We start from the raw sequence: 20,211 nt of genomic DNA, 5'->3' as shown, positions 1-20,211 counted from the left end.
ACATCTGTGCAAAAAATATCCTATTTATATTCTTAAAAAATCAAGCTTGGCGCATCGACACCCGAACGTATAAGGATATGCCCATTCACAATAGCTTTATTGAAGGAGATTCATTCTTTTATCCTCGAACTTCGGAATTATAAGACCATAAGCCCCGTTTTCGAAAGCAAATGGAACTAGCTTTTGAAAACGGAGCCATATTGTTGGTTCCTGCATACCCTTATGGAAATATGAAAGGTAATTATGAAACTCGTATGATAACATTCTCTATAAATATTATACTTAGAATATATGTGCTCCGATTATCGTAATGAATAATACGACGAAACCGGCAATTGCTTCACTAGTGGTATATGTTTTCAAACCACCCTTAACTGTTAATCCAGCAATTTTGGTTGAAATCCAGAATCCACTGTCATTCACATGCCCGAGCATTAATCCACCTGAAAGAGAAGCCATGGCAACCCAAACCGGATGAATATCGACACCTGTTGCGACTCCAGCCATAATAGTCATTGTCGTAATACCGGCTACTGTACCTGAACCGGTGATTGTCCTGAACATAACACCCATAAAAAATGCTACCAAAATAATACTTATGGTTGACTGGGCATCGCTTACAAATATATTTACAATAGCCTGGTCAATGCCAGTATTTTCGATAATTTTACCGAAAGCTCCACCAGCACCGGTAATTAACAATACGATACCTGTTGCCTGCATTGCTTCTGAAGAGGAATTATCCCTTTCTTCTTTGCTAAGCGATTTGGCTGCAATAAAGTAGGCTGCTAATGTACCAATTAATAATGCAATAATCCGATGACTAAAGAAGGCAATTACAGCAGGATTTTCATCATAGAAAACGCTTCCAACTGAACCTAAAATAATCATAATACTTGGCAAAATGATTGGAATTAAGGCAAGCAATGCAGATGGCGGATTTGATGGAACGTCTACTCTTCCAAAAGTATTGTCTAATGACTCATCCTCATCCTGCTCTTTATTCCAAAATCCTTTATCTAAAATAATGAAATATAGTTTGATTGTTAACATTGTAGCCGCAAACCCAACTAATGTACCTATCAAAATCATAATTCCTAAGTCAAAATCCAATATACTTGCCGCAGCTAATGGATTTGGTGTTGGTGGTACCAGTGTATGTGCTACAGCCGCACCAATTATGATCGCTCCTACAGAATATGGTAAAGGTTTATTGGCTTGTTTCCCCAATTGAATTGCTAATGGCACCAAGATTATGAAGGCAACATCAAAGAATACTGGTATTGCCAGAATGAACGAAGCAGCACCCAAGGCATATAAAGCCCATTTTTCACTGGTCCTGTTCAAAATTGCTGTTGCAATCGAGTAAGCACCACCGGAATCGGAAATAAGTTTACCCAATATAACACCTAGACCAATTGGAATACCCAATTCAGTCATTAATCCTCCAAAGCCTTCTGAAATACCAGTTAAGGTTTCTACGAGTCCAAGTCCTGAAACGATCCCCATAAATAAACTGGCAATAACTAACGTCACAGCAACATTAAATTTAAACTTCATTGCTAACGTTAAAATGATTACAAGTGATAAAAATAAGTATCCTATCAAAAGAATATCTTCACTCATATTTATTCCCCCTTTGTTATTTAAAAAATATAGTTATCTACTTCCGGGCGAAACAAGGTTGCCTCGCCCTGGAAGTTGAACATACTATTAATCTTTATTTACTTTCTGCAGATTTGCATTTTTATTGAGACTTACCCCAAAGCCTGGACGGTCGTTTAATTTGACTTTACCGTTTTCTGGAATAACTTCGTCCTCAAGTAATGGGTAATACTGCGGAACAACCTTGTCTGCATTTGGGCTCATTACCAGATATTCTGCAAACGGACTGTTTATTTTGGTAGTCACATAATGATAGCTGTATACCCCACTGCCATGAGGAATTACATACTTTCCATAGCTTTCAGCCAAATTACCGATCTTTATTAGTTCGGTTAATCCACCACACCATCCAACATCCGGCTGGATAATATCCACGTCACTGAACTCCATTAACATTCTGAATCCATAGCGTGTCGCTTCATGCTCTCCGCCGGTAACCATCATGTTATTTGGTGCCTTTTTCTTCAAGTCACGGTATGCCCAGTAATCATCTGGGTTGAAGCATTCCTCAATCCATCTAAATCCAAGCTCTGATGATTTTTCCATTAATTTTTGTGCGTATGGCAAATCGAGTGACATCCAGCAATCCCACATAAGCCAAAAATCATCGCCTACCCGTTCACGCATGTCTGCTGCCTGTTCAATATTTTTCCGTAACCCTTCTTCGCCATCAGCAGGACCATATACCAGTGGAATTTTACCACCGATAAAGCCCATTTCTTTAGCCAAATCCGGGCGCGGTCCGGTTGCATAACACGAAATCTCATCTCGGACCTTTCCGCCAATCATGGCATATACAGGTTCCTGTCTGATTTTTCCAATTAAATCCCATAATGCAAGATCGACTGCTGAAATCGCATTCATAACTACACCTTTTCGGCCATAATACATTGTTGACCGATACATTTGGTCCCACATTTTTTCAACATTTTCCACTGGCTGTCCAACAATAAATCGGTCCAGGTGATTCATGACTATCCATGCAGCCGGGTAGCCTCCTGTTGAAATTCCAACACCAACTTCTCCATTATCCGCTTCAACTTCGATTACTAATGTCTTTAAAGCATTAATGCCAAAACTGGTTCTTGTTTTTTTGTATTCAGGATAAATACTCATTGGTGTTGCAATTTGATTGACAATCCAATGTTCCTGTCCCTGATCGTGGTAGTCACCGCCACCACCTCCTGCAACATATGCACGAATGTCTTTGATCTTCTGACCAGTTAACCCCATTGTTCTCCCTCCCTAAAATTCCTATTATTTATTAAGATCAAGGAAAATTTTGCTGTTTTTAACTTTGCCTTCAATTAAATCCATGAAAGATTGCTGACCATCTTCCAGTTTACGAACTTCTGTCCATCCATCTGGTGTAACCTTGGCATTAACAAGTAATTGAACTGCATCTTGGAAATCCTGTCTGGAATAACAGAAAGATCCTAATACCGTAATCTCACTTCTAATAAAGTCATTGATTGGTAAAGGTGTCTCATTAACTCCCAGTCCAACATTCATAATAACGCCACCAGGGTTGATAACTTTAGCTGCCTGTGATCTGGTTGGCAGAAATCCGACGGCATCAATTAACACATCTATACCTTTATCACCAGTGATTTTCTCCAGTTCCTGTTCAAACCCGTCCTTACCGTTATTCAAAGTGTGCTCAATACCAATTTCATTCAATGTTTGTAACCGTTCTTCATTAATATCAGCGACAATTACATGGTTTGCACCAAGTTCTTTTGCAACAAAAGAACTTAATAAACCGATAGCTCCCGCACCATATATCAATACATTTGGAACGGTATGTAAAGCAAGCACCCTTCTTACAGCTCTAAAACAGCAAGCTAATGGTTCTGCCAGAGCGGCAGCATAGGAGTCAATACTTTCAGGCACTTCAACAACTGCACTTGCAGGAACAGCAACATATTCCGCAAATGCACCTGAACGGTGAATTCCGATAATTTTTCTGTTTTCACATTGCGTTTCATTACCTCGTACGCATTGTTTACAGCTTCCACAAGTTAATAGTGGATTTACGACAACCTTTGCACCCTTTGTAACTCCATTAACTTCATCGCCTAAACGCTCCACATGTCCACTAAACTCATGGCCCATTATGAGCGGTGGTACACGCAAACTATTATGTCCTAAAAAGCCCTCAATTTCAGAACCGCAAATACCGGCGACATCCACTTTTACCAATACTTCATCCTTTGCCAGTTCGGGTACGGACCTTTCCTCTACATCCATTTGCTTTGGTCCATTCCATGATAGTACTTTCATCTGTTTTCCCCCCTCGTTGTTATCGAACCGGATTTTCCAGTACCCCAATATTCTCTACCTCAATTTTGCAGGTATCACCCGATTTTAAAAATAATTGCGGATCACGGAAAACGCCAACCCCATGTGGTGTTCCGGTTGCAATGATATCTCCAGGTTCAAATGTGAAACCTTTTGACAGATACGAAATGATGAATGGAATATTAAATATTAAGTGTTTCGAATTTGAATCCTGCAATCTTTCCCCATTCAATTCCAGTTTAATATCCAAGTGATGCGGATCTTCAATATCATCTTTTGTAACAATAACAGGACCAATTGGCGCAAATGTATCATAGGATTTTCCTCTTACCCACTGTACATCAGCAAATTGTACATCCCTGGCACTGACATCATTAAGAATTGTATAACCAAAGACATAATCCATTGCATTTTCTTCAGGGATATTTTTACCTTTTTTCCCAATGACAACTGCAAGCTCTGCTTCATAATCTACCTGATCGGATTCCTCAGGTAAATCAATCGCTTCACCAGGAGCTGTTAGACATGAAGGCCATTTTGAAAAAATCATCGGTTGTTTTGGTGGTTCCACATTCTGTTCAATACAATGGTCCATATAGTTATTTCCTACACAAACCACTTTTCCTGGACGAGATACCGGATTCAACACCTTGAGGTCCTTATAACGATAAATCGCTTCCGTTACTTTATCTGCGTTTTCTTTTGCCCACGTCCAAACTTTGTTAATAACAGGCAATGTTTTATCATTATTAACTACCAAATCATCCAAATTATTTACTAATGATACATGTTGATCAGTTGCTTTATTATATAAATCTACTAATTTCCCCAAGTCATATACATTTGTGTCTTCCTGAATACCAATTCTTTCTTGTTCCTCTAATTTGAATGTGAGTAATTTCATGTTTCCACTCCTTATTAGTTAATTATTAAATTTGATAACGTTTCCATAAAGATCTAATCAAGTGGCAGATTATCTACCTTTTAGTAGAATCTCCTCTTTTTCTTAAGTTTATTATAGTAAACTTAGTTTTATTAAATGAACTATTTAATATAGTAAAACATAAGACATTCCATTGTCAAATAATTTTTAACCTTCTTCAATTTTGGTTAATAATTAGCCTTAATAGGGAAAGCCTTCGCTACGCTTATGCGCTCAATTTTCTAACCAAGAAACAAAAGCGCAAGCGCCTGTTCAGCGCCGTATGGACTGGACTGACCCGTGTGAGATAAAGGATACACGAAGAGCGTAAGCGATTCGATGTTGACTTATCGTAGACACGGGGAGGGAAGTCCACTAGGCGCTAGGCGCTGGCCGGTGAGACCGCCACGTCCTGTGGCGTCACCGGCACTAGTACGTCCTGTACGTCGGAGCTGGACGTCGCTGATTCGGAAGTCCAATTATCCACAGTGCTTAAATTTTATAATTTCCTAGCCAATAAAAAATGCCATATCCCATTCAAACAGGAATATGACATCATTAATACCTTCATAGTTTTATCCTAAATAGCCGCTTATCTTAGATAGTTTGTTTGCTAATTCAATAATTTCTTTGGTAGCTATTTCTTTCTTCTTTATCCAACTCGATTTTGGCATAGTAAAACTTATGCCATAAACAATTCTATTGCTATGATCATAGACAGGTGCTCCGACACAATAAAAACCCTCAGCACCCTCCTGTTCTTCAACCACATACCCATCTATTTTTGCCTTTTGTAACTGGTCCCATAGCTGGTCAATGTTTTCCACTGTATAGTCCGTTTTCTTTTTAAATGACTCATCTTTATAAATTTCTTTTAGTTCGTCATATTCATACTGCGCCAACTGAATCTTTCCGATTGCTGAAGCGTATGCCGCAAAACGGGTTCCTGGATCTGTTACAAGTCTGACCGGTGAGCTTCCTTCTTCCCTACCGATATAAAAAACATCACCACCCATTAGTTTGCCTAACTGAATATGTTCATCCACGATTTGAATCGCCTTTTTAGCCTCACTAGAAAACGTTTCCATAATGTTGAATTGATTTAAATAAGTGGAACCAATAAATCCTAAAACTGAGCCCAGGTTATATTTCTCATTCTGTCCTTTTTCAATCCAGCCTAACTTCTCCATTGTATTTAATAAAGAATACATAGAACTTTTATTTATTTCTAAACGATTGGCTAAATCAATCAACCTTAACCCATCCGGATTCGTAGCAATTTGTTCAATAATCAGGTTTGATCTTTCCAGCGCCGGCACCCAATACTTTTGCTTTACCAATCTCAACCACCGCTCCTTTATCAGTGAAATCCCAGTTTATAATAGTAAACCTACTTTATTATAACACACATAAATTAGCGACAATATTAGGGGAGATTTCGTGTCTCGTCTTTTTAAAGGGGATTTTGGCACTTGTAGTGGCTGCTGATCCCAATGAATCCATAACATTCAATCGTTCGAGGTGATAGACACCGAATTCAGGAATAAGACAATCGTTACAGAACATAGGTTGTTGATGAGAGGAATGACAGCCTATGAATAACATCCAGAGATTTCGTCCGAATGAGTTAGTATACATTAATTTGCAGTGCATCAAACCATTTATTGATGATTTAGAAATTGCCAATGCACAGTTGAATCGTGAGCAAAGGAAGATCTCAAATGAACGAGTTTCATCTTTCTTACTAGAAGTGACATTTGACCAGGCAAGTGGGAGTTATCTTTTAGTTGATGGCTATACGACATTTTACGCATATCCATAAATAGCTTGAATCAACGAATGGAATTTTAGCAATGTAGCAGAACCCGATAACTATAACCCTCACTTAACAAAATGGATGTAATAACACATTCAATGATAACAACCACCTGAGTCACATTAATTTCAAGGCTGTGCCTAACAGTGTATTCGCACCGTTTTCGATGTCTTTTGGCGCGGCAAATTCCTTAGGGTTATGGCTTACTCCGTTTAGGCATGGGATAAATATAAGTCCTGAGTCCATGATTGTGGATAGTGAGTTGGCGTCATGATTCGCACCACTTGTCATCACGTGATAGCTCATACCTGTTTCTTTGCAAGATTTTTCAGCTGCTGCTAAAATAATTTCCGATAAATCAGATGGATACTTTTCAACATTTGGTTTAATAGTCGCATTATAATTTTGGCGCGCATAGTTTGAAATCTCTTCTGTTATATCGCGCATCGTCTCGATATTTGTTCCTCTGACTTCCAGAACAAATTCTACTTTCCCTGGTACGACATTAGGTAAGTTCGGATGGACAAATAGTTCTCCTACTGTCCCCACATTAGGAATGCCATATCTTTTTACAATCTTTTCAAAATTTAGTAGTATGTTAGCTGTATGTGTTAAGGCATCCTCCCGCTCAGTCATTGCCATCGTACCAGAATGAGCAGACTCTCCGTGAACAGTCACATCTAATCGTTTAATACCAGCAATCGTATTTGCAATACCAATATTTATATTATCTTTTTCTAATGTTTTTCCTTGTTCAATATGGAGCTCAATATAATCACTATATTGGTCAACATTCGCCGTATCCTTAACTTGCTGAAGCGAAAAGGGCGTTTGTTTTAACCTGTCAATAAAATCATCATTTAAATCAATCATGCCACAAAATGCCCGGCTGCCAAACGTACCTCCCAATATATTAGCCTCTTCACCACGGAATGATACTACCGTAACAGGTCGCTTTAATTCCGCATGATTTTCAGTTAATGTCATTAATACTTCAAGCCCCGCCACGACACCTAGTGCACCGTCATATCTACCACCATCTTTGACGGTATCTAAATGCGATCCAATCAACACTCCTTTTCCGTCTTCTGGACCTATTGTACCGAAGACATTTCCAATTGCATCACGATACGTTCTTATGTCATGAGCTTCACATTTATCAATAAACCAGTCGAGTGCCATTTCTTCTTGTTCTGAATAAGCTAAACGTGTAACACCTTCTGATTCTAAAGTAATTTGATTTACTTCATCTAACATAATCATTAATCTTTGCTTATTTATTTTCACTGATCATCACAATCCTTAATTAAACTCGGTTTAACAAATTGACCGCTATTTTTCTCTACAACACCATGATCATGGGTATAAACCATTTCACCCCGTACAATAGTCGCCTCAATACGATTATTTGCCGTATGCTCATGAAATGGTGAGACATCAGAAATCGAAATAAACTCATTCTCATCAATTTGCCATGAAACTCGATGATTAATAACCGTAAAGTCAGCATCTTTACCTTGCTCAATAGACCCTTTATTGTCTAGGTTAAACCTTTGGGCTGGATTTAGTGCTAACAATTCTGCAAAATTGCTTAACGTAACCCTTTCTTCACCGATCAAATAATCAAAAAGTAATGGAATCATAAATTCCAAACCAGGAGAGCCTGATTTTGCTTTAAAAATGTTGTCATTTCCTATTGACTTATCCGCTTTTTGCCAAGGCGCGTGATCAGACGTAATAAAATCAATGCTCCCATTAAGTAACTGTTTTTCTAATGCTTTCAACTCATCCGGTTCCCTTAAAGGTGGATTGATTTTTGCTTTTGGACCAAGTTCCTTCAAATCCTCAGTCGTTAATAGCAAATAATTATAGCATGTTTCAGCCGTCACATTCGCTCCTTGTGCTTTAAACCAATTAATATATTCGATACTTTTTGCATGACTGACATGAACGATGTGCAACTTCGCATCTGCCCATGTAGCCATATCTAGCAGCTTGATCACAGCTGTCGTTTCTGTGACAGGTGGCCGAGTCAAGTTATGATAAATAGGTTCAACATGATTTTCGCTCTTTGCATCTTCAATATAACGCGTTAATAATTCATCATTCTCAGCATGGAAGGCAACAACTAAATCTCTTTTTGCCGCTTTTTTCATTGTTTCTAATATATCGGCATCTGATATTCTCGGAAATCGATAAGGGTCCGTCTCAAATGTTGAAAGTTTAAAACCTGCCACACCATTATCAGCTAATTCATCTACTACTGCCGCACCGTTTTCTTTAGGAACCGTTCCCCATAAGGCAATGTCGACCACGGACTCTTTATTAATTGTATCAATTTTTTCATTCAATATATCTTTATTTGTCACAGGTGTTGGTAAATCATAAGGCATATCTATAAAGAGTGTAATGCCACCTTTCGCTGCTGCCATGGATGCGCGTTGAATCCCTTCATTTGGATTACTATAGCAATGCACGTGTGTATCGATAAATCCTGGAAAAATATAATCGTTTCCAAAATCATGCACCGTTTCCCCGTCTAAATAATCTTGCATTTTTGAAACCTCTTCTATTTTGCCATTGATAATACCGATTTCCCCTAAAAAGTTCTCCTCTGGTGTCACAATATGACCTCTTACTACTTTTTCGAACATCATATTAATCCTCCTTTGCTGCTTTATTTATACCTGCCATAATGATTAATCCTAAAAATGATCCAATTAACCCGTAAACGACATACATACTTGTTCCCAATCCGTGGGCAATTGCCGAGCCTAATAACCCCATAACAATGCTAATGATACCTGCGCGATTATTAAGAACGCTTTTATCTCTAAGGATAAACCCGCCAATAATCGGAATCAGTAATGCCGATACCGAATAAGCAAACGATGCAACGATCCACCCTAAAGCTTGCGGATAGAAAATTGCCAATGACGCGGCAATCGTAAGCACAACAATAGACACGATTCTAGAAATAGACAGGAGCTTCTTTTCTTTAACATCAGGGTTAATGTAATTTGTGTAAATATCTTTTGTAATCGTTACCACTACTGATTGAACAGCACTACTTAATGTAGACATAATTGTCGCAACAATAAATACTGAAAACATAATTAAAAACCAGTCGGGGGTTTGAGTTAAAAACCAGCCTGTTGCTTTTTCTGGATTATCTAATGAAGGATTAAGTGAACGAACAGTCAGACCAATAGTTGAAGACCAAAATGTTGCAATCGCAAATAGAACAGCCGTTACACCTATAGCTTTCGTAGCATTTTTGGCATTATTTGCCGAATAAATGCGTTGATAAAGCTGCTGGTTCGTTAAGTTACCAGGCATCACACCAAAAACCCAAAATAACACCGTCCCCATTCCAACACCTACTAATCCTTTAGGGAAATCAGATATTTCACTTGGTGTATTCGACATAATCGATTGAAAGCCATCTCCCATATTTAACGCCATAAAGAAGGAAATAACCGCACCAATTGCCATACCACAGCCAAAAATAAAGTCAGTCCATGCAACCGATGTCATTCCCGCTGGCAATACAAACGCCAAACTAATAATCGCAAATATGGCTACCATTAGCGATGCATTCATACCTGTGATCGTTGCAAAAATTTTCCCAAAACCAACCAATTGCGTAATCATCCAGCCAAACGGAACAATTAACGTACACAGAATTGTAAGAATCGATAACACTGGATTGCGTCCATAAATGTCTCTAATAATATCTGGCATTGTTTCAAACTTACTATTTCGAAGCCATTTAGCCATAAATAAAAATGGGAAAAATCCTATCATTGTTAATATGCCATAGGTTAAAGTTGACCAACCACTTGAATAGGCAGTCCCTACAAGACCAACAATAGTTGCACCACCCATTACAGTAGCGAATTGCGTACCAATTTGTACATATAGCGGTAATGCCCTGCCTCCGACATACCAGTTTTCAATCCCTTTCTTTTTTCGTCCCAAAAAATAAGAAAAAGTTACTATACTTAAAAGCACAATCGTAATTGATAGAAATAATATTAGATTGGTATTCAAAGTAAATCCTCCTTTAGTATTGATTTTGTGTTTAAAATCATATATTATGATGAATATTTAGACAAACCTGACATCTTACATAATGAGACAAAAAGGAGTTGTTGAAATGAATTATAAAATCCTTCAATTATTTCATACACACGGAACACCATTACATATTGATTTAATTTTAAATGAAACAGATGTGCCAAGAAGCTCACTCTATCGACATATCAAAAATTTAATTGAAGCTGGATTAATAGAAGCTATTGGGAAAGGCATGTATGCACCAGGCTGGTTAGCTGATGAAATTTCAAGAGTTAAAAGGGGTTCACTTGATCCATTAATTAAAGCATCCTTACCGATAATGCAAGAAATTAATAGAGAAAGTGGGGAATCCGTTAATTTAACGGTTGTTAATGGATCTAAGGTAAGAGTGCTCGCCCATTTCGAAAGTATGCATAATTTGAAGTTTTCCTTTGTAGAAGGACAAATATTAGATATTTTTAAAGGTGCCTCATCAAAAGTATTATTGGCCAATTTAGAAGAAAAACATCGCCAATTCCTGATCGAATCCAACCTCACACATGAGGAGGGGGAAGTATTAAATCAAGAAATAGAACAAATTAGAAAAGTCGGATACTCCATTACAAATTCAGAAGTCGATGATAACGCAATTGGCATATCAGTTCCTATTCTTAAAGGTGGAAAGTATGTACTCGGCGGACTTTCAATCGCAGGACCAGCCTTCAGAATAAAAGATGACAACATCAACACCTATATCGAAAAATTAAAAGAAGGAGCAATCGACATTGCATTACATTTGGAATAGAGGCAGGGGACAGGTTGGGACTGCTGAAAAACTAAAAGAGTTCGTTTTACTTCATGTGTAAAAGAGGATTATTACGAGTATACGGAATGTTTTTATATCGGGAGTTCTTATAAGTACTACTTAGACTTTACTTGATAATTTAAATAACCACAGCATTGCTCAATGCTGTGGTTTGCGAATAGACTGTTATTGGACAAGGAATCTGTCCTTTAATTCCTTTATTCTTTTTATCGCCTCATTAATTCTTGGAGTGGAGGCGGATAGGGAAATTCGAAAATACCCCTCACCACTCGGTCCAAAAACATTCCCGGGAGTAAAAATCACCCCTGTATGTTCTAAGATAGTAGCGACAAATTGCTCAGATGTGTATCCTTCTGGCACAGGGACCCATAGAAATATAGTGGCGTTCGTAGTCTCTGCCTTAATTCCAATTGATTGCAGCGCTTTAATCATAGCCTCCCCGCGCTTTTTATAAATTTGATTATGTTCCTCAACACAACTCTGATCACTATTTAAAGCATGTGCTCCAGCCTTCTGAATAGGTGTAAACACACCAGTATCTATGTTGCTTTTATAAATCGACAATGAGTTAATGACATCCTTATTCCCGACAACGTATCCAATGCGCCATCCTGTCATACTATATGATTTTGACAACGAACCGAATTCAACCGCTAAATTTTTTGCTCCAGATACTTGGAAAACTGTTGGGGCTTTGTAACCATTATAAGTTACCATATTGTAAGCAGAATCATTAATTAGTAAGATATCGTTTCGTTTAGCAAAATCAACAGCCTGTTTGTAAAATTCTAGATCGACAGTTGCTCCAGTGGGATTATTTGGGTAATTTAAAAACATCACCGTCGCATTATTAACTATGTCTTTATCAATAATAGAAAACTTTGGTTTAAATCCATTCTCCGCTTCTAAAGGCATTGGATGATAACTTCCCTCAGCAAGAATGGTAGCCATACGGTAGACCGGGTAACTAGGATCTGGGATCAAAACGGAGTCACCAGGATCTACCACCGCCTGCATTAGATGCCCAATTCCCTCTTTTGAGCCAATTAAAGCATGTACTTCCGTCTTAGGATCAAGCTCTACACCATAAGTTCGCCTGTAAAAATCAGCAACAGCCTCTCTAAATTCCTGACAACCACCAAAGCTCGGATACCTGGAGTTAGCAGGATTACCCAGCTCATCTATCATCCTGCTCACAATATGATCTGGTGTTGGGAGATCCGGATCGCCTACTCCCAAATCAATAATATCTACTCCTGTATCAATAAGCTCGTACTTCCTTTTTTGTATTTCAGCAAATTGATAAGGAGGTATGTTAGAAAGTTTGGTAGATCTGTATTTCATCGGTTAAAACCACCTCAAATTAATTTCAAATTATTTATTAACGATTAAATAATCCAAAATTATTATCTAATTGGTCTTTTCAACATTCCAAAAGTTCATGCCTATAATATCCTTAAAACCTTTTACGTCTTTCGAGACTGCATAAAGGAAATTTTTATCACCTATCTTAAGAACAGGTAAATACTCCCAGGCTGCCAATTGTAATTCCTCATTCTTAGCTTTTGCTTCTTCTTTAGAACTAGCACCTCTTATCTCGTCAAGTAAACGATCAATTTTCGGGCTGTCCGTCCAACCTGCCCAACCATTTTTTGAATCAAGGAATATTAGCTGCGTAGGATCTGTATTTATACCAAAGCCTGTAATAAAGGCATCATAAGCGGTTGAATCTCCTTGACTTTCTATTACTGTTGCCCAATCATATACCTCTAAGTTTATATTCATACCTATTTCTTCTAATTGCTCTTTTACTACTACAGAAGCTGTATAAAAATCTTCATACTCACGACTGGTGATAAATGTTACTGGTTCACCATCATAACCTGCTTCCTGTAATAATCTTTTTGCTTTCTCAGGGTCTTTCTGATTATAATATTCACTTCCTGCTTGCGTATACCAATCCGATTGTTCTTTCATCATTAATCCCGGATTCATTCTGTAAAATTTTTCGCTGCTAAGGGAGGCTATTAAAATCTCTTCTAAATCCAATGCTGCAGCAACCGCTTGTCGTACTTTAACGTCAGAAAACGCTCCTTCTTTTTTGTTAAATACAATTAGATTGAAACCACTTGGCCCTGTATACGGTTTTATATTACTGTCAGATTCTATCTGATCATAACTATCAAACGGAATTGTTGTTGCAAGGTCATACTCTCCTGATTTCATACCAGCCAATCGAGTAGATGAATCAGTTACAATCATAAAATAAAGTTCCTCTATCAGCGCCTCTCGCTTACCTGCTGGCCCATCACTTGGAGCTGATGAAGCTTGATACTCTTTAAACTTTGTTAACTTTATATGCTGATCCTGTTTCCATTCATCAAATTTAAAGGGTCCTGTACCTATATATTCATCTATCCCATCCTCACCTGCAGACTCTATAACTTCTTTAGGCATGATGGCAGGTAGCTGTGTAGTGCTTGATAGTACAGAAAATGCAGTTCTATTTGGTTTTTGCAATTCTAACAAAACAGTGTATTTGTCCTTTGCTTTAAACACACCTTCACTAAAAGCGGCCTTTGCTCTAGAGGAATACTCCTGCCAGCGTTGCATTGATGCAACCACATCTTCGGCTGTCATTTCTTTTCCATTATGAAATTTGATACCTTCTCTTAGATGGAATGTTATTAATTTACCGTCGTCACTCGTTTCATAAGACTCAGCCAACATTGGCTCGGGTTGGAGATTCGCATTAATAGTTACAAGGGGTTCAAAAATTTGTAGTGCTATATCCCTGGTAACGGTTGCAGTACTTATTAGTGGATCCAATGTTGGCGGCTGAGCATTTAACGCTACTCTTAACTCATCTGCTGACTCTCCGCCATCAGACCCGCTGTCACTGTTACTCTCAGACGAGCAACCAAATAACAACAGTACAACAACTATGAACAAGACACCGTACAAAAATTTATTGTTAAACTTCAAACTATTCTCCTCCTTTTTAGCTACTTAAACACCTTTCTGTAAATCTATAAGAATGCTCTTTAATACGGAACTTTTTGCAATCTAGCTTTATAGACAACAAATTGATCGAACAGAGTAACTAAAATGCTCTATTTACATCCAGCACACCTCCACTAACAAGTTTTTTTCTTCTATTCTTTTGAACATTCTTTAAATCATAGTTTGGTATACTTCCTTTCTAATATTAGCTATTGCGTCTAATGCTTTAGTAGAATCGGCATTTTTAGAGAGCACCGATATAGCCATACTGCGCTGGCCTGCATATAGGATACCTGCATCATGTTGATGCTCTGAGTCCCAGCCAGTTTTATTTGCCAGTTCCCACTTTGGTTGTACACCAATTATTGTACTTTTACTATTGGGTAAATATGCTGGTATCCCATTTCGTATCTGTTGCTGTTTTAAAATACTTATCATTTGTTGAGAGCTATAAAGGGAAATAACTTTACCAGTGGCCAATTTTCTAAATAGAAGGGATATATCTGATGCGGTAATGTAATTTTCATTATCAAACTCATTCTGTACTGGATAAATCATTAACTTCTTTTTAAGACAACTGTCTTCCATTCCAATAGATTGCATAAAGTTTTCTACTTCTTCAAACCCAATTAAATCAATTAATATATTTGTTGCAGTGTTATCACTTTGAACAATCATTAAAGTCATTAGATCATAAATTGTCAACTGAGTCCCCGGGGATAATAATTGTAATATGCCTGAACCTTTTACAATATCCTCTCTCTTTAATGTTAAATAATTGCTCAGAATTATTTTTCTTCTTTCATAAGTAGCAAATAGTGCCGCCATTATCGGAACTTTAATAAGACTTTTGGCTGGAAATTGAATATTGCTATTTATATCTATCATTTTTTCTTTATCTAAATCTTCCACAACTACAGCCCACTCACCACCGGCGTTCATTACGATATTTTCTATACTGTTCTGCAAACTTTTCACGCCTATACCCTCCACATAAAGTATTAAAATGAATTACTATACTTTTTTCTAATAACAACACCAGGGGTTTTTTCAGTGTATTTTCCTTCTGTTACAGCTAATTCACCGTTCACTAGAACATGGACAATACCGGTTGAATCTGAAAAAGGTTCATCATAAGTTGCTTTATCTGTTATCGTTTCTGGATCAAAGACAACAATATCTGCCATATAGTTCTCCCGTAAAAGACCGCGATCTTTTAAACGAAGTAACTGTGCAGGTGCTCCAGTCATTTTTCTAATAGCCTCCCAAATAGGAAAAACCTCTTCCTCTCTAACATATTTTCCTAATATTCGCTGGTATGTACCATATAGACGTGGGTGCGGTTTACTACTAAAAATGCCATCTGAGCCAACCATTTGTAAAGGATGCTTCATAACTTTCATAACATCCTCCTCACCCCCCCAATGAATAATCATTGTTACCGAAGCTTTTTCCTGAATCAGTAAATCAAAAGCAGCGTCAGATGGGTCGATACCTTGGACAGAAGCGATTTCTGCCAGACTTACACCTTCCCATTTACTATTTTTTGCAGAAGCAACAGAATTAATAATTATGTTGTCCCATCCATTATTTCTAACGGGATTATCATATTCACCGCTGTTTAAAATTTCATGCTTTATTTTCATTCGCATATCTTTATCTTCCAACCGTTTTAACATCGCACTTATACCATCAGCCTGAGCCCATGGAGGTAAAATTGCCTGCAGTATCGTAGAAGCAGCTGTATATGGATACTGATCAAAAGTTACCTCAATACCTTCCATTCTTGCTTCATCAAGCTTATCAAGAGCTATAGCTAGTTTGTCACGATTAATTGCTCCACAAACTTTAAAATGTGATACATGGAGGCGGACCCCAGACTCTCGTGCAACATTAATTACTTCATCAAGAGCTTCTAATGAAGTGTTACTTTCATTGCGTATATGCACGACAAAACAGCCATCATACTTTGTTACCCGCTTACAAATCTCGATGAGTTCCTCCTGGTTTGCATAGGAACAAGGTGGATATTGAATGCCTGTGGAGACTCCACAAGCCCCTTGTTTCATTGCTTCTTCTACCAGCCTGGCCATTTTTTGACACTCCTCTTTAACTGCCACACGTCCCTCATTACCTGTTACCATTGTTCGAATATTACCATGTGGAACAAGAAACACAGAATTACCAATTAGATTGGATTGTTCTAAAAATGTTAGATATTCATCAACTGTTTCCCATGGCCAGTCACCAATATAGCCATTTACGCCTTTCATTTGTTCTTGCCAATGGGGTTTTGTCGTCCTGGAAACAGGTGCAACAGAAATGCCGTCCTGACCGAACAGTTCCGTTGTGACCCCTTGTAGAGCCTTGATTTTATGGATATCTGATCTTGTACATAATAAGTCTGAATGTACATGTGAATCAATAAATCCTGGAGAGACCACTTTATCAGAAGCATCAATAGTTATCCGGGCTGATTCCTTAATATTCTTGGACATATTAATTATCTTATTATCTTTAACAGCTATATCTAATTGCGTCCAAGGGTTACCAGTCCCGTCGCAAACCATACCATTACGAATAACAACATCAAACATAACTTTATTCCCTCCTGTTAAAATATAAGGATCTTTATAGGAAATAGGGCATAAATACCATCAATTAAAATCATTCATATAAATGACAAGCTACAGAATGGCCAATAGACATTTCCTTTCTCATAGGTGTTTGTGTTTTACATATATTCATGACGTGAGGACACCTAGTATGAAAAACACATCCTGATGGAGGGTTTAATGGAGATGGTATTTCCCCTTTTAGGATTATTCGTTCCTTCTTAATCTGTGGATCAGGAATCGGTACCGCAGATAGCAAAGCTTTCGTATACGGGTGGAGTGGTGATTCAAATAGTTTATCAGTAGGAGCTTCCTCTACGATGTTACCCAAGTACATCACACCTATTCGATCGGATATGTGGCGTACCACACTAATATCGTGCGCGATGAACAGGTAGGTTAGCTTCATTTCATTCTGCAGCTTTTTCAATAAGTTAATTATTTGAGATTGAATGGACACATCAAGTGCGGAAACAGGTTCATCAGAAATTACGACTTTAGGATTTACGATTAGGGCTCGAGCCAACCCAAGACGTTGCCTTTGCCCACCTGAAAATTCATGCGGATAACGGTAATAATGCTCCAGCTTCATTCCTACTTTATATAGAATCTCCATAACCCTTTCAGTACGTTCTTGTTTGGTTCCGATGGAGTGAATGGCCAAAGACTCTTCCAAGGTGTGACCGATCCTTTTTCGTGGGTTCAATGAGGAGTAAGGGTCCTGAAACACCATTTGTAATTCCTGCCGCATCTGTCTAAGCGCCTTACCATTTAACTTAAAGATATCCTTATTTTTATATATCGCTTTACCCTCTGTTGGTTCAGTCAAGCGCAAAATAGTTCGCCCAGTAGTACTTTTACCACATCCAGATTCTCCTACTAATCCAAGTGTTTCCCCTTCATAAAGTTGAAAGGAGAGGTCATTCACAGCTTTCACTTGCCCCTTTTCCCTTCTAAAACTCTCTATTAGTCCTTTCCCTTTAACAGGAAAAAACTTCTTTAATCCCTGAACGTCCAATAAGGGAAAATTGCAATCATCTGTTTGGAGAGACATGACTTTCCTCCTCTTTAAAAACGATTTTATCTGTATGCCAACATCTGACTTTTTGTCCCCGGTATTCTTTTAGTTCCGGCATTTTCTCACGGCAAAGTTCATCAGCATACGGACAACGCGGCGCAAACCGACATCCTTTTGGGACATCTTCTAATGATGGAACAGTCCCTTCTATTACGTGCAGATCTTTTGAACGATCACTGTTAAGACGGGGAATTGATTGTATTAATCCTTTGGTGTAGGGGTGAAGTGGATTGTTAAATAGATTTTCAGTGTCTGCTTCCTCTACGATTTGTCCTAAGTACATAACTACAACACGAGTACAAACTTCCGCAACAACGCCAAGGTCATGAGTAATAAAAATCACACCCATTTCGCGTTTTTTATTCAAATTTAATATTAGGTCTAAAATTTGAGCTTGAATGGTTACATCTAATGCTGTAGTCGGTTCATCTGCAATTAATAGTTGGGGTTCACAGGAGAGTGCTATTGCAATCATTATTCTTTGTTGCATCCCACCCGATAACTGATAAGGATATTCGTTTATACGTTTTTCGGGAGCTGGAATTCCGGTTAACCGTAGCATATCAATTGCTTTGACATAAGCTTCTTTTTTGGAGACCTTTTGGTGTAGCATGATTGCTTCAGTTATTTGATAACCTATAGTATAAACTGGATTAAGTGAACTCAATGGGTCCTGGAAAATCATCGCAATATCGTTTCCTCGTATAGCTTGCACATCTCCTAGAGAGAGTTTGAACAAGTTGATTCCATTAAATTCAATTTTACCTTCATATTTTGCTGTGTTTTCATCCAGTAAGCGCAAAATCGACTGGGAGGTAACACTTTTTCCACACCCCGATTCACCAACCACCCCTAGTATTTCACCTTTATCAACATTGAAGGTAATTCCATCGACTGCTGTAACGCTTCCTCGTTCGGTCTGAAAACTTGTCTTCAGATCTTTTACCTCCAAAAGAGGTTGTTTCGACATCGTAATCACCCTATCTTTCAAGAATTTTGTTATGCCTTAGGAACGCTTTTTCACATTATTAATACGGGGATCGATTAAATCACGAAGGCCATCACCTAATAAATTCAAACCTAATATGCACAGAATAATCATAATTCCTGGAAATACCGTCATCCACCACGCTTCAAAAATAACGATCTTCCCGTCATATAAGATGTTACCCCAACTTGGATCTGGAGCTGGGACACCAGCTCCTAAAAAACTTAATGCAGCTTCAACAATAATAGCCTCAGCAAAAACGAATGTTGCCTGAACTACAAGTGGTGAAATCGTGTTTGGCAAAATATGCAGCCAAATTATCCTCGCAGTACTTGCTCCTTGTGACCTCATTGCCTCTATATAAGTTTCTTCACGGACTACAAGAGCAGCGGAACGGATGACCCGTGCTATATAAGGGCTAAAAACTATACTTAACGCGATGATGACATTTTCGGTTTTTGGGCCTAAAGCCGCCATTAAGGCTATAGCCAATAAGATAGCTGGTACTGACATTAGCCCATCACAAATTCGCATTAGGAGATGATCCAGTGCACGGTAATAGCTTGCAAATAGGCCAATAATCATCCCTATAATTGAAGACAAGGCTGCAACGGCAAAACCAACTCCCATTGTGGCACGTGCACCATAAGCAACACGGGATAGTAGATCACGTCCAAAGTTATCGGTACCTAATATATATTCACTGCCTGGTCCTTGTAAACGGTCGGTTACTTCCATTTCATAAGGATCGAATGGAACTAATAACGGCACTAAGAGGGCAAACAAGATTAAAAAGATAGTAATGGCGCCTCCAGTTACCATCATCTTATTGGCCAATAGCCGTCGGACAAACAATTGCCTTTGTTGTTTTTTTAAGCTATGTTTAATATTTGAAAGTTCTACATTAGATCCATTCGACCTCATGCAATACACACCTT

17 protein-coding genes are annotated in these 20,211 nt (G+C 38.2%); 2 read left to right on the top strand and 15 right to left on the bottom strand.

All coding sequences use genetic code 11. The features are described 5' to 3' along the window. Positions 1–282 precede the first annotated feature (282 nt). The 5 genes from ACE1TG_RS05175 to ACE1TG_RS05155 all read right to left on the bottom strand — a co-directional run bounded on the left by ACE1TG_RS05175 (position 283) and on the right by ACE1TG_RS05155 (position 6,228). On the bottom strand, positions 283–1,626 hold the full coding sequence (locus ACE1TG_RS05175) for a GntP family permease (RefSeq protein WP_375051293.1): 1,344 nt from the start codon (positions 1,624–1,626) through the stop codon (positions 283–285). Positions 1,627–1,713: 87 nt separating this feature from the next. Further along, positions 1,714–2,898, bottom strand: coding sequence for an L-rhamnonate dehydratase (gene rhmD / locus ACE1TG_RS05170; RefSeq protein WP_375051292.1), 1,185 nt, complete (start codon positions 2,896–2,898; stop codon positions 1,714–1,716). Positions 2,899–2,922: 24 nt separating this feature from the next. Next, on the bottom strand, positions 2,923–3,948 hold the full coding sequence (locus ACE1TG_RS05165) for a zinc-dependent alcohol dehydrogenase (protein ID WP_375051291.1): 1,026 nt from the start codon (positions 3,946–3,948) through the stop codon (positions 2,923–2,925). Between the two features lie 19 nt (positions 3,949–3,967). Beyond that, on the bottom strand, positions 3,968–4,870 hold the full coding sequence (locus ACE1TG_RS05160; RefSeq protein ID WP_375051290.1) for a fumarylacetoacetate hydrolase family protein: 903 nt from the start codon (positions 4,868–4,870) through the stop codon (positions 3,968–3,970). Positions 4,871–5,463: 593 nt separating this feature from the next. Then, positions 5,464–6,228 carry an IclR family transcriptional regulator gene (locus tag ACE1TG_RS05155; RefSeq protein WP_375051289.1) on the bottom strand — a complete coding sequence of 255 codons (765 nt, stop codon included), beginning with the start codon at positions 6,226–6,228 and terminating at the stop codon, positions 5,464–5,466. Positions 6,229–6,482: 254 nt separating this feature from the next. On the opposite strand from ACE1TG_RS05155, the gene ACE1TG_RS05150 reads away from it, so the two are divergent. Then, the gene (locus ACE1TG_RS05150) at positions 6,483–6,710 is read left to right on the top strand and encodes a hypothetical protein (RefSeq protein WP_375051288.1); all 228 of its coding nucleotides are present in this window, start codon (positions 6,483–6,485) and stop codon (positions 6,708–6,710) included. Between the two features lie 111 nt (positions 6,711–6,821). Here ACE1TG_RS05150 and ACE1TG_RS05145 read toward each other — a convergent pair whose 3' ends face one another. The 3 genes from ACE1TG_RS05145 to ACE1TG_RS05135 are packed head-to-tail and all read right to left on the bottom strand — an operon-like array spanning position 6,822 to position 10,757. Continuing rightward, entirely contained in the window at positions 6,822–7,967 is a 1,146-nt protein-coding gene (locus tag ACE1TG_RS05145) for a hydantoinase/carbamoylase family amidase (RefSeq protein WP_375051350.1), read from the bottom strand. A 20-nt stretch (positions 7,968–7,987) separates the two neighbouring features. Continuing rightward, positions 7,988–9,361: a dihydroorotase gene (locus ACE1TG_RS05140; protein WP_375051287.1), complete on the bottom strand. Its 1,374-nt coding sequence runs from the start codon at positions 9,359–9,361 to the stop codon at positions 7,988–7,990. 1 nt (position 9,362) lies between these two features. Further along, entirely contained in the window at positions 9,363–10,757 is a 1,395-nt protein-coding gene (locus tag ACE1TG_RS05135) for a sodium:solute symporter family protein (RefSeq protein WP_375051286.1), read from the bottom strand. Between the two features lie 106 nt (positions 10,758–10,863). Between ACE1TG_RS05135 and ACE1TG_RS05130 the strand changes: the two genes are divergently transcribed. After that, positions 10,864–11,568, top strand: coding sequence for an IclR family transcriptional regulator (locus tag ACE1TG_RS05130; RefSeq protein WP_375051285.1), 705 nt, complete (start codon positions 10,864–10,866; stop codon positions 11,566–11,568). 186 nt (positions 11,569–11,754) lie between these two features. Here ACE1TG_RS05130 and ACE1TG_RS05125 read toward each other — a convergent pair whose 3' ends face one another. The 7 genes from ACE1TG_RS05125 to ACE1TG_RS05095 form a co-directional block, all read right to left on the bottom strand. Continuing rightward, the gene (locus ACE1TG_RS05125; RefSeq protein ID WP_375051284.1) at positions 11,755–12,933 is read right to left on the bottom strand and encodes an LL-diaminopimelate aminotransferase; all 1,179 of its coding nucleotides are present in this window, start codon (positions 12,931–12,933) and stop codon (positions 11,755–11,757) included. Positions 12,934–12,999: 66 nt separating this feature from the next. Next, entirely contained in the window at positions 13,000–14,574 is a 1,575-nt protein-coding gene (locus ACE1TG_RS05120; RefSeq protein WP_375051283.1) for an ABC transporter substrate-binding protein, read from the bottom strand. 189 nt (positions 14,575–14,763) lie between these two features. Further along, positions 14,764–15,570, bottom strand: coding sequence for a serine hydrolase (locus ACE1TG_RS05115; RefSeq protein ID WP_375051282.1), 807 nt, complete (start codon positions 15,568–15,570; stop codon positions 14,764–14,766). Positions 15,571–15,593: 23 nt separating this feature from the next. Then, positions 15,594–17,189 (bottom strand): N-acyl-D-amino-acid deacylase family protein, encoded by a 1,596-nt coding sequence (locus ACE1TG_RS05110; protein WP_375051281.1) that lies wholly within the window; start codon positions 17,187–17,189, stop codon positions 15,594–15,596. 70 nt (positions 17,190–17,259) lie between these two features. After that, entirely contained in the window at positions 17,260–18,261 is a 1,002-nt protein-coding gene (locus ACE1TG_RS05105; RefSeq protein ID WP_375051280.1) for an ABC transporter ATP-binding protein, read from the bottom strand. Further along, on the bottom strand, positions 18,242–19,255 hold the full coding sequence (locus tag ACE1TG_RS05100; RefSeq protein ID WP_375051279.1) for an ABC transporter ATP-binding protein: 1,014 nt from the start codon (positions 19,253–19,255) through the stop codon (positions 18,242–18,244). Before ACE1TG_RS05100 ends, ACE1TG_RS05105 begins: the two co-directional genes overlap by 20 nt. A 36-nt stretch (positions 19,256–19,291) precedes the next feature. Continuing rightward, positions 19,292–20,197, bottom strand: coding sequence for an ABC transporter permease (locus tag ACE1TG_RS05095; RefSeq protein ID WP_375051278.1), 906 nt, complete (start codon positions 20,195–20,197; stop codon positions 19,292–19,294). Positions 20,198–20,211 lie beyond the last annotated feature (14 nt).

Origin of the sequence: Virgibacillus sp. JSM 102003 (assembly GCF_041949995.1) — a bacterium.
GTDB lineage: Bacteria > Bacillota > Bacilli > Bacillales > Amphibacillaceae > Lentibacillus.
Note: the sequence above shows the minus strand (reverse complement) of the source record. Positions and strands in the feature narration are given on the sequence as shown.